This is a genomic window from Streptomyces diastatochromogenes, from assembly GCF_002242805.1.
Lineage (GTDB): Bacteria > Actinomycetota > Actinomycetes > Streptomycetales > Streptomycetaceae > Streptomyces > Streptomyces diastatochromogenes.
Window position 1 is genome coordinate 375,596 of the sequence record NZ_MCGQ01000020.1, and the last position, 14,801, is coordinate 390,396.

General features: G+C 70.5%; 10 protein-coding genes and 4 tRNA genes. 5 read left to right on the top strand and 9 right to left on the bottom strand.

The window, feature by feature from the left end:
• Positions 1-180: 180 nt before the first annotated feature.
• Complete coding sequence (gene bldC, locus BEK98_RS24740) at positions 181-387, top strand: developmental transcriptional regulator BldC (RefSeq protein ID WP_003949541.1); 207 nt, start codon at positions 181-183, stop codon at positions 385-387.
• Positions 388-797: 410 nt separating this feature from the next.
• Here bldC and BEK98_RS24745 read toward each other — a convergent pair whose 3' ends face one another.
• The 8 genes from BEK98_RS24745 to BEK98_RS24780 form a co-directional block, all read right to left on the bottom strand.
• Positions 798-995 (bottom strand): DUF6274 family protein, encoded by a 198-nt coding sequence (locus BEK98_RS24745; protein WP_094218835.1) that lies wholly within the window; start codon positions 993-995, stop codon positions 798-800.
• A gap of 254 nt (positions 996-1,249) precedes the next feature.
• Positions 1,250-1,324, bottom strand: a tRNA-Asp gene (locus tag BEK98_RS24750).
• A 96-nt stretch (positions 1,325-1,420) separates the two neighbouring features.
• Entirely contained in the window at positions 1,421-5,365 is a 3,945-nt protein-coding gene (hrpA, locus tag BEK98_RS24755; protein ID WP_094218836.1) for an ATP-dependent RNA helicase HrpA, read from the bottom strand.
• Positions 5,366-5,423: 58 nt separating this feature from the next.
• On the bottom strand, positions 5,424-5,735 hold the full coding sequence (locus tag BEK98_RS24760; protein WP_208643211.1) for a 6TM ABC transporter family protein: 312 nt from the start codon (positions 5,733-5,735) through the stop codon (positions 5,424-5,426).
• 120 nt (positions 5,736-5,855) lie between these two features.
• Positions 5,856-5,929 (bottom strand) — tRNA-Phe (locus tag BEK98_RS24765).
• 24 nt (positions 5,930-5,953) lie between these two features.
• A tRNA-Asp gene (locus BEK98_RS24770) sits at positions 5,954-6,028 on the bottom strand.
• Positions 6,029-6,066: 38 nt separating this feature from the next.
• Positions 6,067-6,139: transfer RNA gene (locus BEK98_RS24775), tRNA-Glu, on the bottom strand.
• Positions 6,140-6,219: 80 nt separating this feature from the next.
• Positions 6,220-7,773, bottom strand: coding sequence for a metallophosphoesterase family protein (locus BEK98_RS24780; protein ID WP_094218837.1), 1,554 nt, complete (start codon positions 7,771-7,773; stop codon positions 6,220-6,222).
• Positions 7,774-7,856: 83 nt separating this feature from the next.
• Between BEK98_RS24780 and BEK98_RS24785 the strand changes: the two genes are divergently transcribed.
• The 3 genes from BEK98_RS24785 (at position 7,857) to BEK98_RS24795 (ending at position 11,180) form a co-directional block, all read left to right on the top strand.
• Positions 7,857-8,207 (top strand): metallopeptidase family protein, encoded by a 351-nt coding sequence (locus tag BEK98_RS24785; protein ID WP_094218838.1) that lies wholly within the window; start codon positions 7,857-7,859, stop codon positions 8,205-8,207.
• A 97-nt stretch (positions 8,208-8,304) separates the two neighbouring features.
• The gene (locus BEK98_RS24790) at positions 8,305-8,811 is read left to right on the top strand and encodes a hypothetical protein (protein WP_094218912.1); all 507 of its coding nucleotides are present in this window, start codon (positions 8,305-8,307) and stop codon (positions 8,809-8,811) included.
• A 215-nt stretch (positions 8,812-9,026) separates the two neighbouring features.
• On the top strand, positions 9,027-11,180 hold the full coding sequence (locus tag BEK98_RS24795) for a DEAD/DEAH box helicase (RefSeq protein ID WP_094218839.1): 2,154 nt from the start codon (positions 9,027-9,029) through the stop codon (positions 11,178-11,180).
• A gap of 86 nt (positions 11,181-11,266) precedes the next feature.
• Here BEK98_RS24795 and BEK98_RS24800 read toward each other — a convergent pair whose 3' ends face one another.
• Complete coding sequence (locus tag BEK98_RS24800) at positions 11,267-13,192, bottom strand: helix-turn-helix domain-containing protein (protein ID WP_244201959.1); 1,926 nt, start codon at positions 13,190-13,192, stop codon at positions 11,267-11,269.
• A gap of 600 nt (positions 13,193-13,792) precedes the next feature.
• Between BEK98_RS24800 and BEK98_RS24805 the strand changes: the two genes are divergently transcribed.
• Positions 13,793-14,662 (top strand): transketolase family protein, encoded by an 870-nt coding sequence (locus BEK98_RS24805; RefSeq protein WP_094218840.1) that lies wholly within the window; start codon positions 13,793-13,795, stop codon positions 14,660-14,662.
• The last annotated feature ends 139 nt before the right edge of the window (positions 14,663-14,801 follow it).

Below are 14,801 nucleotides of genomic sequence, written 5' to 3' on the forward strand. Positions count from 1 at the left end.
AGGGCAATTCCATCGGTTTGGCCGACGCGGCTGGACAGATGGTGTAGTTGTAGTGCCGAGGACAAGCCGTTCGTCCTATAACCGACTCGACTCGCGTCGTCCATTTCGGGCAACGCGGGTCAAGGTGCAGAATTTAGAGGAAAGAACCGAGAAGGTTCGGTTCTCCCGAGGAGGCCGCTCATGACCGCTCGCACCCCTGATGCCGAGCCGCTGCTGACCCCGGCTGAGGTCGCCACGATGTTCCGCGTCGACCCCAAGACGGTCACGCGGTGGGCGAAGGCCGGCAAGCTCACGTCGATCCGTACGCTCGGCGGGCACCGCCGCTACCGCGAGGCCGAAGTCCGCGCTCTGCTCGCGGGCATCCCGCAGCAGCGCAGCGAGGCCTGAACAACTGAATAACCGGGCAAACCGGCTGGTCCCCCACTGGTCGAGGCGCCCGAAACCCTAGCTCCAAGCGACGCGGGACCTGCCCCAACAGGGCCCACGCCCAAGCCGAAGAGAACGTTGTAGGCAGCGACACAGGGTGCGTCGTAGATCGCGCTGGACTCCGCCGGGTCCAGCGCGATCTTTTTTGTGCGCTGGTCGTGGGCGTGTCGGGGTCGCTGTGAGCGGCCTTGTCGGAGTCTGGGGAGGGCTGTCGGAACTTCTGTGCACGGCCCCTGAGGCGGGTGCAATTGCACATATTAAATTGACCAGTTGTAGGAGGGGGGTAAGTTCCGCCGTTTCAAAAAGTCGCGCGGTGACTCCCGTCACACGCCAGGGATCTTGTTGCCTCTGGCGCGAGTGCGGTAGTGGAACTACCTCTTCCAGTGTGCAGGACTTTCGTCCTCCAGGGTCTCTTCGCTCGCGTCCTGGGAGCGTGGGCCGGCGGCCATCGCCAGCCGCAGCAGGTGATGACAGATCGGGCAGTGGCGGGTGAGGTGCCGGTAGGACGACGCGGCCGCCAGATGCGCCCTCAGCAGCGCCCGCGTCTCGTGCCTGGCCGATGCCGCCATACGCCACCTCCAGGGGCCGCACAGGGGGGCGGGCCCTGGTTTCTGGGTACCGGCGGAATGTGACGTCGTCAAGGGCGCCGACGGCTGCGGCGGGCTGCGCACAACAAGCGAAGGGCCCCCTTCCGGGGGCCCTTCGCTCTATGCGGTCCTGACGGGATTTGCTGCATCGATTGCGGCTCCGCCGCGGGCGCGGCCTCCGCGTGGCAAGTAGAAGGACCCCCATCCGGTGAGGATGAGGGTCCTTCGTTCTATTGCGGTCCTGACGGGATTTGAACCCGCGGCCTCCACCTTGACAGGGTGGCGAGCACTCCAAACTGCTCCACAGGACCAGGTTTCGCGGCGCTCGGCTTGCTGCGTTGCGCTGCGAGAAGGACTGTACAGGAGGGTGCGGGTCCTGGTCGAACTCACCCTCCGTACGTGCGCGGTTACGGGACGGCCGCGTCGATCGCCTTCACGATCCGCTTGTCGGAGATGGGGTACGCCGTGCCCAGCGCGTGGGCGAAATAGCTGACCCGAAGCTCCTCCAGCATCCAGCGGATGTCCAGCACCTGCTGCGGCACCGGCCGGCCCTTCGGGAGCTGTTCCAGCAGCCAGGCGTACTCGTCCTGCATCTCGTGGACCTTCTCCATGCGCGTGGTGTCCCGCTGGACGCCCGTCGGCATCTGCTGCAGACGCCGGTCCGCGGCCACCAGATAGCGCATGAGGTCGGGCAGCCGGCGTATCCCCGCCCAGGTCACGAAACCGGGCTTCACAAGGGCGTCCAGCTGCTTGCGGACGTCCGTCAGGTTTGCCAGCAGGACGGGGCTGCGTACGCCCTTCAGACGGCGCTCACAGGCCTGCCAGGCGGCCAGCACCTGCTGGACCTGAGTGACCGTACGGACCGTCGTGTCCACGATCTCCGCGCGCACCTTGTCGTACAGCTTCCGGTACGACTCCTCGTCCCACACCGGCCCGCCGAAGTCCGCGATCAGCTTGTCGGCCGCGGCCATCGCGCAGTCGTCGAAGAGGGCCTGGATCGAGCCGTGCGGGTTGGCGGAGAGCGCCAGCTTCTGGGCGTTGGTCAGCTTCTCGGACGCGAACTTCGCCGGGTTCACCGGGATGTTGCGCAGGATCAGGCGCCGGGTGCCCTTCCACATGGCCTCCGCCTGCTCCGCCTCGGTGTCGAAGAGACGGACCGAGACCGTGTCGCCGTCGTCCACCAGCGCCGGGTACGCCTTCACGGGCTGCCCGGCCCGGCGGGTCTCGAAGACCCGGGTGAGCGTGCCGATCGTCCAGTCGGTCAGACCCTTGCGCTCCAGGGACTCGCCGCCCTCGCGGGAGGCGGTCGCGGCCGCCGCCTGGGACAGGGCCTGGCGCGCCTTCGGCTTCAGCTGGAGCTTCAGCGCCTCCAGGTCCTTGTCCTCGGCCAGCTTCCGGCGCCGTTCGTCGACGATCCGGAAGGTGATCTTGAGGTGGTCGGGGACCCTCGACCAGTCGAAGTCCTCCGCTTCGAAGGGCACACCGACCATGCGCTTCAGCTCGCGGGCCATCGTCACGGTCAACGGCTCCTGGAGGGGCACTGCCTTCTCCAGGAACGCCTTCGCGTAGTTCGGCGCGGGCACGTAGTGGCGGCGGATCGGCTTCGGGAGGGAGCGGATCAGCTCCGTCACGACCTCCTCGCGCAGGCCCGGGATCTGCCAGTCGAAGCCCTCGTCGGTGACCTGGTTGAGCACCTGGAGCGGGACGTGGACGGTCACGCCGTCGGCGTCCGCGCCGGGCTCGAACTGGTACGTGACACGGAACTTCAGCGGCCCCTGACGCCAGTTGTCCGGATAGTCGGCCTTGGTGACCGCCTCCGCCGACTCCCGGATGAGCATCTCCCGCTCGAAGTCCAGGAACTCGGGCTGCTCGTTCCGCTTCCGCTTCCACCAGGAGTCGAAATGGGCGCCGGAGACGACGTGTTCGGGCACCCGGGCGTCGTAGAAGTCGAAGAGGGTCTCGTCGTCCACCACGATGTCCCGGCGCCGCGCCCGGTGCTCCAACTCCTCGACCTCGCTGAGGAGTCTGCGGTTGTCGGCGAAGAACTTGTGGTGCGTGCGCCAGTCGCCCTCGACGAGCGCGTTGCGGATGAACAGCTCCCGGGAGACCTCGGGGTCGATCCGGCCGTAGTTCACCTTCCGCTGGGCGACGATCGGGACGCCGTACAGCGTGACCTTCTCGTACGCCATCACGGCCGCCTGGTCCTTCTCCCAGTGCGGTTCGCTGTACGTCCGCTTCAGGAGGTGCTCGGCGAGCGGTTCGACCCACTCCGGCTCGATCTTCGCGTTGACCCGGGCCCACAGGCGGGACGTCTCCACCAGCTCGGCGGACATCACGAAGCGGGGCTGCTTCCGGAACAGCGCCGAGCCCGGGAAGATCGCGAACTTGGCGTTGCGCGCGCCCAGGTACTCGTTCTTGTTGCCGTCCTTCACGTCCTTCATCCCGATGTGGGAGAGGAGGCCGGCGAGGAGGGAGACATGGACGCGGTCGGCGGGGGCGTCCTCTTCGGCGAGGTGGATGCCCATCTGCTTGGCCACCGTGCGCAGCTGGGTGTAGATGTCCTGCCATTCGCGGATGCGCAGGAAGTTCAGGTACTCCTGCTTGCACATCCGGCGGAAGGAGCTGGACCCCCGCTCCTTCTGCTGCTCGCGGACGTACCGCCACAGGTTCAGGTAGGCGAGGAAGTCGCTGGTCTCGTCCTTGAAGCGGGCGTGCTGCTGGTCCGCCTGGGCCTGTTTGTCGGCCGGGCGCTCGCGCGGGTCCTGGATGGACAGCGCGGCCGCGATGACCATGACCTCGCGGACACAGCCGTTCTTGTCGGCCTCCAGGACCATGCGGGCCAGGCGCGGGTCGACGGGCAGCTGGGCGAGCTTGCGGCCGGTGTCGGTCAGGCGCTTGCGCGGGTCCTTCTGCTCGGGGTCCAGCGCGTGCAGCTCCTGCAGCAGCTGGACGCCGTCGCGGATGTTGCGGTGGTCCGGCGGGTCGATGAAGGGGAACTTCTCGATGTCGCCGAGGCCGGCCGCGGTCATCTGGAGGATGACGGAGGCGAGGTTCGTCCGCAGGATCTCGGCGTCCGTGAACTCCGGGCGGGCGAGGAAGTCGTCCTCGGCGTACAGCCGGATGCAGATGCCGTCGGAGGTACGGCCGCAGCGGCCCTTGCGCTGGTTGGCGCTGGCCTGGGAGATCGGCTCGATGGGCAGCCGCTGGACCTTGGTGCGGTGGCTGTAGCGGCTGATCCGGGCGAAGCCGGGGTCGATGACGTACTTGATGCCGGGGACGGTGAGGGAGGTCTCGGCGACGTTGGTCGCCAGAACGATCCTGCGCCCGGTGTGCGGCTGGAAGACGCGGTGCTGCTCGGCGTGGGAGAGACGGGCGTAGAGCGGCAGGATCTCGGTGAAGCGGTACTGCTTCCTGGTCAGCGCGTCCGCCGTGTCCCGGATCTCCCGCTCGCCGGAGAGGAAGACGAGGATGTCGCCCTTGCCCTCCCCCATCAGCTCCTCGACGGCGTCGGTGATCGCGGTGATCTGGTCCCGGTCGGCGTCCTCGGAGTCCTCTTCGAGGAGCGGCCGGTAGCGGACCTCGACGGGATAGGTGCGGCCGCTGACCTCGATGATCGGGGCGTCGCCGAAATGCCGGGAGAAGCGTTCGGGGTCGATGGTGGCCGAGGTGATGACGACCTTCAGGTCGGGCCGCTTCGGCAGCAGCTGCGCCAGGTAGCCCAGCAGGAAGTCGATGTTGAGGGACCGCTCGTGGGCCTCGTCGATGATGATCGTGTCGTAGGCGCGCAGCTCGCGGTCGGTCTGGATCTCGGCGAGCAGGATGCCGTCCGTCATCAGCTTGACGAAGGTGGCGTCCGGGTTCACCTGGTCGGTGAAGCGGACCTTCCAGCCGACGGCTTCGCCGAGGGGGGTGCTCAGCTCCTCGGCCACCCGCTCGGCGACGGTCCGGGCGGCGATACGGCGGGGCTGGGTGTGCCCGATCATGCCGCGGACGCCGCGTCCCAGCTCCATACAGATCTTGGGGATCTGCGTGGTCTTACCGGACCCGGTCTCGCCGGCGACGATGACGACCTGGTGATCGCGGATGGCCTCGGCGATCAGGTCCTTCTTCTGGCTGACGGGGAGCTGCTCGGGGTAGCTGACGGCGGGCACACGGGTGCGCCGCTCGTCCATCCGGGCCGCGGCCTTGGCGATCTCGGCCTCGATCTCGGCGAGGACGGCGGCGCGGGCCTCCGGCTTACGGATCTTGCGCGCGCCCTCGAGCCGCCGGCCGAGGCGGTGCGCTTCGCGCAGCGACAGCTCGGTCAGGCGGGGGGCGAGGGTGCCGAGGGCGGGGGCTGGGTGCGTAGACATACGCGATCCAGGATCTCACCTCGGGGAAATCACTGGCGAACGATTTGCGCGGGGGCGCTCAGGGCGTGCGCTGGGCGGGTGGTACCGCCTCCGTGCGCTGCCGGTTCGGTCCGTCGCCCAGGGCGATCGACTTCGCGGTGTTGGAGACGGCCTTGATGCCCAGGTAGGCGGTGGTCAGGCTGGTCACCGCGGTGAAGGCGGCGGTCAGCACTCCGACGATCACGGCCTTGTCCCCGTTCAGCCGCCACACCCCGAAGATCGCGACTCCGGCGATGGCGAGATTGCTGACGACGACCGCGAGCAGCCCGTACCGCGCGCGATCCTTCTCCAACTCGGTATCCCGAATGGCCCTGGCCTCATCCCGGCTCATCGTCCCTGCCCCCCGACGGTCACAACCGATCATCCAGAACGTAGCGCTGCCGGGGTGACCTGCCAAGAAGTCCGCCGAAACGGCGAAGGCCCCGTTCTGCTGAACGGGGCCTTCCGGTTGTGGCTGGGGCCGGGGTCGAACCGGCGACCTATCGCTTTTCAGGCGATCGCTCGTACCAACTGAGCTACCCAGCCACGAGGTTTCCGGGGAAACCTCAGCGGTCCTGACGGGATTTGAACCCGCGGCCTCCACCTTGACAGGGTGGCGAGCACTCCAAACTGCTCCACAGGACCAAGCTTGTGTGTGCAACAGTGTCGCACACGATCTTGCGTGCCCCCAACGGGATTCGAACCCGTGCTACCGCCTTGAAAGGGCGGCGTCCTAGGCCGCTAGACGATGAGGGCTATCGGCCCGCCTGGGCGCTTCTCAGCGCGTCGGGGACGTGAGAAGCATATGGGATGGCGGGGAGTATCGCCAAAACGGTTTACGACCTCGTGGGAGACGGGGCCGTGGGGGAGGGCGTGGTGCTCGGGAGTCCGCCGCGGAGCCGCTGATCGAACACTTCCTCCGGGAGGTGGCGGCTGACCTCGGCCGTGGTGAGGCCCAGGCCGCCCAGTTTGATCTCGTCCCAGGCCTGGAGGCGGCGGCTGTCGCGGTCGAAGTAGAGGATCGAGGCCTCGATCGGGTCGGGGTACTTGCCCTCCACCGCGCGCAGGCCGCTGCCGCCCGTGGAGCCCTCGATCCGCAGGCGGGTGCCGTACTTCATGACCTCCGTGCCCTCGTGGTGGAGGTGGCCCGCCAGGACCAGGGGGACCTCGCCGTCCGTCTCCCGGGCCGCGGCGGGCTCGTGCGCGATCGCCACGTCGACCGGCGTGCCCGCCGCCGCCTGGTCGCGCAGGGCCGAGGCCAGGCGGTCGCCCGCCAGCCGCTCGGCCGCGTCCCCGCCGGTCGGCGTCGAGCGGTCAGGAGTGAACTGGGGGTCGCCGATGCCCGCGAAGCGCAGGCCCGCGATCGTCTGCGCCCGGCCGTCGTCCAGGACGTGCACGTTCTTGATGCGCCGCAGGTAGCGCTGGGTGGTCAGGGAGTCGTGGTTGCCGCGGACCCAGACGTACGGCACGCCCAGGTCCCCGATCGGGTCCAGGAAGCCGTTCTCCGCCGCCGTACCGTGATCCATCGTGTCGCCGGAGTCCACGATCACGTTCACCTTGTACTGCTCCACCAGCGAGGCGATGATCTTCCAGCTCGCCGGGTTGAGGTGGATGTCGGAGACGTGCAGGACCCGCAGGGTGGCGGGGTCCGGCTGGTAGGCCGGGAGCGTGGACGTGACGTCGTACAGCTTCGTCACGTTCGTCACCAGGCGCGCCAACTCCTTCTGGTAGACGTCGAATTCGGTGACGATGCTGCGCGCGTTGCCGACCACGGAGGGTGCGGAGGAGAGCAGGCCCGAGAACCTCGGCTCCAGGACCGACTTGGGGTTCCAGGTGGCGTACGCCGTCGCCCCGGAGGCGGCCAGCAGGGCCAGCGCCAGGCCGCCGGCCGCCAGGGCGCGGCGCGGGCGGCGGTAGACGGCGAGGCCGAGGGCGGTCGCCCCGGAGACCACGGCGACGCCGGAGCGTACGGCCAGGTCGAGCGTGCCGTGCTCGACGTCGTGGGCCACCTCGTCCTGGAGGCCGGAGAGGCGTTCGGGGTGGTCGACGAGGGCCTGGGAGCGGAGCGGGTCGAGCTGGTCGACGTTGACGTCCAGGCGGACCGGGGCGACATGGCTGTCCAGGGTCAGCGCGCCCAGCGGGGAGACGTTGATCTTCGTACCGCCGGTCAGGGACGGGCGCAGCGCCATCGTCGTGTCCATCGGGCCGACCGGGGCCCGTACGTTCCCGACGATCAGCAGGCCCAGCCAGGCGCCGACCAGGACCACCGCGGTGAGGCCGAGGGCGCACAGCCAGGGGTTCGGGCGGGCCGCCAGTTCGAGCGCGGGAAGACGGGTCCCGCGGGCGCGGCGGGTACGGAGGGCTGCGGCGGGGAGGCGGACGCGGGCCATTGGGGCCGTATGCCCGCGTCCGGGCGCGGATATGCGACGGTTCGCCACCCTCGTACGGGCGTCCCGTACCGGACAATGACCCTGTGCTGGAGATGACGCGCGAGGAGTTCGAGGAACTGGTCGCCCAGGCGCTCGACCGGATCCCGTCGGAGCTGACGCGGCTGATGGACAACGTCGCGGTGTTCGTCGAGGACGAACCGCCGGCGGACGATCCCGAGCTGCTCGGGCTGTACGAGGGGACGCCGCTGACCGAGCGGGGCGAGTGGTACGCGGGTGTGCTGCCGGACCGGATCACGATCTACCGGGGGCCGACGCTGCGGATGTGCGAGAGCCGCGAGGACGTCGTCGCCGAGACCGAGGTCACCGTGGTGCACGAGATCGCCCACCACTTCGGCATCGACGACGCCCGGCTGCACGCGCTCGGGTACGGGTGATCGGACGAAACGCCGATTCGAACGGTCCGCGTGTCCTCTTGCGGGCGGCGGGAGTTGGGGAGGTTGACTCCCGTCCTTGCCTCCGGAGGTGGCCGCCGTGCGCCCCATGTACGTACCCGTCCGATTGGCCGTCACGGTGCTGGCCCTCACGGCCGCGGCCGGCTGTGTGAGCGTGGGTGACGACGCCGGCCGGGCCAGGCCCTCGCACTCGGCGGGGCAGCGGGGCGGCGAGGCGCCCGACGGAGGTCCGGTGGAGGGCGGGGGCGGCCTCGGCTACGGCGGCAGCGGCTCAGGGGACGGCAAGCACGAGCACGGGGGCAAGAAGAAGCCGGGGGAGTCGGCCTCGCCCTCGGGCTCGCCGTCCGCGACGGGCAGTGCTTCGGCAGCGCCTCCGCAGCCGGGGCGGACCGTGGACCCGACTCCCACGCGGACCGCCGAGCCGACCCCCACCCAGACGCCCGAGCCGCCCCCGCCGCCCACCGAACAGCCGACGTCCGAGCCACCCCCGCCGCCGTCCGCCGAACCGTCCTCGTCGGCCCACGAGGAGACGGGAACCCAACTGGCCCAACGGGAGCCGGCGCCTGCGGCGGGTTCGCCGGCGTAGGACGTGACGAGCGTCTCCTGGGCTCGGTTTGCCTTGGGGGGCGTTGGGTGCGTATGGTGGTAGATCGTTTGATCCCATTTGCCCGGCGCCACTGCAGAGCGCGCCGTGTGGCGCGTACTCTCCCTTGCCGTGGCGGACCGCATTGAGGCGGTCGTGAGCGATTCACGGAGTTGACGGGCGCGTGCCGAAGAGACTCCGGAAGGTTTCACATTCGCATGTCCGTGTCCAGCACTGATCACATCGTCATGTCCGAGAACAACCAGGACGACGATCTGGTGACCGAGGTCACCGAAACAGCTGAGACCCCCCAGACCACCTTTGCCGACCTCGGCCTCCCCGAGGGTGTTGTGCGCAAGCTCGCACAGAACGGCGTGACCACCCCCTTCCCGATCCAGGCCGCGACCATCCCGGACGCCCTGGTCGGCAAGGACATCCTCGGCCGTGGCCGCACCGGCTCCGGCAAGACCCTCTCCTTCGGTCTGCCGACCCTGGCCACGCTGGCCGGCGGCCGCACCGAGAAGAAGCGGCCGCGTGCCGTCATCCTCACCCCGACCCGTGAGCTGGCCATGCAGGTGGCCGACGCCCTGCAGCCCTACGGCGACGTCCTCGGCCTGAAGATGAAGGTCGTCTGCGGCGGTACGTCGATGGGCAACCAGATCTACGCCCTGGAGCGCGGTGTCGACATCCTCGTCGCCACCCCGGGTCGGCTGCGCGACATCATCAACCGCGGTGCCTGCTCCCTGGAGGACGTGCAGATCACCGTCCTGGACGAGGCCGACCAGATGTCCGACCTGGGCTTCCTGCCCGAGGTCACCGAGCTGCTCGACCAGGTCCCGGCCGGCGGCCAGCGCATGCTCTTCTCCGCCACCATGGAGAACGAGATCCAGACCCTCGTCGACCGCTACCTGAACAACCCTGTCTCCCACGAGGTGGACGCGGCCCAGGGCGCGGTGACGACCATGTCGCACCACATCCTCATCGTGAAGCCCAAGGACAAGGCGCCGGTCACGGCCGCGATCGCCTCCCGCAAGGGCCGCACGATCATCTTCGTCCGCACCCAGCTGGGCGCCGACCGCGTCGCCGAGCAGCTGCGCGACGCGGGCGTGAAGGCCGACGCGCTGCACGGCGGCATGACCCAGGGCGCGCGTACCCGGACGCTGGCCGACTTCAAGGACGGCTACGTCAACGTCCTGGTCGCCACGGATGTCGCGGCTCGCGGTATCCACGTCGACGGCATCGACCTGGTCCTGAACGTGGACCCGGCCGGTGACCACAAGGACTACCTGCACCGTGCGGGCCGTACCGCGCGTGCCGGTCGTACGGGCACGGTCGTCTCGCTGTCCCTGCCGCACCAGCGGCGTCAGATCTTCCGCCTGATGGAGGACGCCGGCGTCGACGCCGGGCGCCACATCATCCAGGGCGGTTCGGCCTTCGAGCCGGAGGTCGCCGAGATCACCGGCGCCCGGTCCATGACCGAGGTCCAGGCCGAGTCCGCGGGCAACGCCGCCCAGCAGGCCGAGCGTGAGGTCGCCCAGCTCACCAAGCAGCTGGAGCGCGCCCAGCGCCGCGCGACCGAGCTGCGCGAGGAGGCCGACCGGCTGGTCGCCCGGGTCGCCCGTGACCGTGGCGAGGACCCGGAGACCGCGGTGGCCGAGGCCCAGGCGGCCGCGGCCGAGGCCGTGGTCGAGGCGGCCGTGGCCGAGGAGCCGGCGGTGCGCGAGACCGAGCGCGAGGAGCGTCCGGCTGCGGCGTCGTACGAGCGCCGGGAGCGGCGCTCCTTCGACCGGGACCGTGGCGAGCGTGGCTTCGAGCGTCGTGACGACCGTGGTGGGCGTTCCTTCGAGCGTCGTGACGACCGCGGTGGCCGTGGCTTCGAGCGTCGTGACGACCGTGGTGACCGTGGTGGGCGTTCCTTCGAGCGTCGCGACGAGCGTCGGCCGTTCGACCGGGACCGTGGCGAGCGTGGCTTCGAGCGTCGTGACGACCGTGGTGACCGTGGTGGGCGTTCCTTCGAGCGTCGCGACGACCGTGGTGACCGTGGTGGGCGTTCCTTCGAGCGCCGTGACGAGCGTCGGCCGTTCGACCGGGACCGTGGCGAGCGCGGTTTCGAGCGTCGGGACGACCGTGGTGGCCGCTCCTTCGAGCGCCGCGACGACCGCGGTGGTTTCCGCCGGGACGAGCGCGGTGGGCACCGGGGCAGCGACCGTCCGTTCAACCGCGACCGTCGTGACGACCGCCCGGGCTTCCGCTCCGCCGGTCACGACCGCCCCTTCGGCCGTCGTGACGACCACCGTGGCACCGGCTCCGGCTCTGGCTCCGGCTCCTTCGGCCGCCGCGACGACAAGCCGCGCTGGAAGCGCAACGGCTGAGCGATGACAAGCTGAGCGACAACGAACGGCCGCGGGCCCCGGATCATCCGGGGCCCGCGGCCGTTTCGTTTCTGCGGCGGACGGTGTCAGCAGGCGGACAGCGGGGAGCGGACCGCGTGCCGGGTGCGCTGGAGGCGCAGGGCGAGCTGTACCTCCAGCGCCCGCATGGGTTGCTGCCAGGTGGGGCCGAGCAGGTCGGTGATCCGTTCCAGGCGCCGGGAGACCGTGTTGGGGTGGACGTGCAGGGCCTCGGCGGCGCGGCGGGGGCTGCCCCCGGACGCGAAGTGGGCCTCCAGGGTGTGCACCAGATCGGTGCAGTGCCGTAGGTCGTAGGCGATCACCGGGCCGATGGTGGTCTGTACGAAGGCCGGGATGTCGGGGCTGTCCGCGAGCAGCAGGCCGAGGAAGCCCAGTTCCTGTGCCGAGGCGCTGCCCCCGTCGGTGCCGAGCGCGGTGAGCGCCTCCAGGCAGCGCCGGGCCTCCTGGTAGGTGGCGTGGACCGGGCCGGGGTGGGCGACCGGCCCGGCCGAGCCGACCGTCACCCGGCGGCCGGTCACCGCGGACAGCTCGGCGGTGACCGCCCGCCCCGCGGCCCCCGAGTCCGTGCCCGGGACCAGCAGGACCAGGCAGTCGTCCACGATGGTCTGCAGTCCGGCCATGCGGTGGGCGTACGACGAGGCCCAGACCAGGGAGCGGCCGCTCGCCCCGCCGTCCGGCCGGGCGATCAGCACCACGTGCGGGTCGTCGAGGGCGACGCCGAGGCGCCGGGCGTGCACCGCGAGCTGCTCGGGCGAGCGGGGCGAGTCGGTGACCAGGTCCTGCAGCAGCCGGCCGCGGCCCCCGTCGGGGGAGGCCTCGGCGCCGGCCTCCATCTGCAGCAGGACCGCGATGGACTGGGCCGTGGCCCGCAGGAGCTGGAGCTGGTGGTCGGTGACCGGCCCGTCCGGGGCCAGGATCAGGGTGCCGAGCACCTCGCGGCCGGCGGTGGCCGGACACAGCCACATGCCCTCCGCCGAGCGGACGGCGGCGAGTTCGGCGTGCGCGTCCAGGGTCCGCTGGAAGAGCGCCGTCTCGTCCAGGCCCGGGAAGTCGCCCGTGACGACCAGCGTCCTGCCGGTCGCGTCCCGCACCATCAGCGTGCCGCCCAGCTCGGCCGCGGCGTGGGCGGCGACCTTGCTCAGCCCCTGCCCGCTCAGCACCATGTCGATGAGCTGGGTGTGGATGCCGCCCAGCCGGAGCGCGGCGCTGGAGGAGTCCAGCGCCCGGGAGACGTCGAGTTCGCGTTCGCTCAGCTCGGAGCGGGTCTGGGCGAGCAGCCGGGCCTTCTTGATGGCCAGGGAGGCGAGGTCGCCCAGCGAGGACATCAGGGTGATCTCGTCGGGGGTGAAGTGGCGCACGGAGCGATCGGCGCCGTAGAGCGCGCCGAAGGTGTCGGTGCCCTCCTTCAGGGGCACCGCCATCAGCCCGTGCAGGCCCTCCGCGACGGCGACCTCGTCGGTGGGTGGGGAGTGCGGGAAGCGCTCGTCGGTGAGGTAGTCGGGGGTCCAGAAGGGGGCCGAGCGGTCGGCGGCCGCGTTGCCGACGCCGCCGTGGGCCGGGACCACGAACCCGGGGGTGAGGGTGGAGGTGTGGCCGTCGGAGACGCGCACCCGGGTACGGCCGTCGATGGGGTCCTGGAGGGTGATCCACGCCATGTCGAAGTTGAGGAGCAGCCGGGCCCGCCGGGCGATCACCTGCAGGAGCGCGTCCACGTCGTAGGGGAGGGTCAGCTCCCGGGCGGTGTCCACGAGCGCGGCCAGGGCGGCCTCGCGCTGCTGGCGGCGCGCGAACAGGCCGTGGATGTCGAGCGCCAGGGTCCGCGCCCGGTCGAGGAGGGCCTGGGACTCGGCGGACATCCAGTCGTCGGTGCTGGTGCCCGTGGGCGGTGTGAACTGGTGCGGTGGAGCCTCCAGGGCGAGCAGTTCAAGGAGCCTGATCAGTTCGTCCCGTACGAAGTCGTCCGTGCGCCGCACCGACCCCACCCCCCAGTTGATCCGCGCGCATGCAGCGATTGACTCTCGCTAGCCGCCCGCGAAACTAGATTGTCGGCGTGGAAGCCGTCAACAATGACTTAAACCAGTGCTGAAGCCCCTATGTTTGGCTGAATCCACATGTGACGGTCCGTCTGACGGTGACCGGAACACCACTCCTGCCGTCTCCGAGGGTTGTCCCCGAACCTTCCGCAGGGCCGCCCGCGCGCCGGACAATGGTGCCGACAGCGCACCACCCAGCCGGGAGGTGCAGCTCAACGGGGGAAAAGCTCAACGGGGGAATGTCCAACGGGGGATGGACCATTGACGGAGGCACCGAGCTGTCTACGTTCGCACCTGATGCCGGAGATCCACGCGGACGGCGCCGAGCCGTCGTAGGACCGCCCGGGCGCCCTGAGGAGGCGTCACGGCCCGGCCGTCGGAGTCGAGTTCGGGCCGGATTTGCCGCCCTGTCGAGGGCGTGGACTACACACAGATGAGCGGCTGTTCCGCACCGGCGTCGTTGCGCGACCCCCACCGGCCGCTCATGACCGAACTCTGGACGTCCCCCCGTGGAGCGGACGCAGAGAAGGGGGTACGGCGGTGGCCCTGTCGGGGCGCGACGCCTTCCGTGGCGAACTTACGTCGATCGCACACCGGGACGGCCGGGTGGTCTGCCTGGAGACCTGGTCCCCGTATCGGGACCATCCTTTCGAGGCCGCTCACCCGGAACGTTTCTTCTCCTTGCCGTCCGGTGGCCCGGTGCTGGCGCAGATGGTGACGGGTCTGGTCGCGGCCGGGTTCCGGCCGTTCGTGGTGGTCGGGCCGGGCGGTACGGCGCCGGCCCGGGCGGTCGGTAACCGGTGGCTGTGGCGGGCCTGTGTGGAGGCCGGCGCCACGGTGGTGCTGCCGCCCGAGGGGTCCGGGGAAGGGTCGGTGGAGGTCCGGCAGAAGACCTGCGTGCCGCTCGCCGTCCCGTGCGGCGAGGAGGAGACCCGGGCGATGGTGCGGCAGGTGGCGCGGTCGCGGCGGCCGTACTGCCTGGTGCTCGGTGACCGTCCTGGGCCGCTCTGGCCGTACCGGCCGAACGGTGCGGGCAATAAAGTGCCGCTCGTCGCCGATGAGTTGGGCCTGTCCGCGGGGACGGGGGCGCGGTTGGTGTCCGTGGGCGAGGCCGGTACCCGGCTGGCCCTGGCGACGCGTGCCACCGCGCCCGGGCTCGGCCATGTCCACCTCGTCTACTTGGACGAGGTGCGCCTGGCCGCGGCGGCCGCCGAACTCGCCCTGTGGCCCGGGCCGTCGGTCGTGACGGCGGCTGCGTGGATGCTGGAGGAGGTGCTTCGGGCGCTGCGCGCGCGGACGCCTGGGCACGCGGTGTCCGGTGTACTCGCCGCTTCCCATCAGGGGCAGGCTGACGTGGCTGAGGTGTTGGCCGCGGTGGCTGCCTTTGGGGGGTCGTCGGGGCGGGCCTGATGCCAGGGGGTGCGATTTTGGGTGCGGGTGCCTTGTGGGGCACCCGGCCTTCGGCCGGGTTTGGGTTCCCACCCGCACCACCCGTGCAGCCTTCGTCATCGGGTGCGGGTGGCCCCTGTGGGGCGGGAGCGCCGTCGGC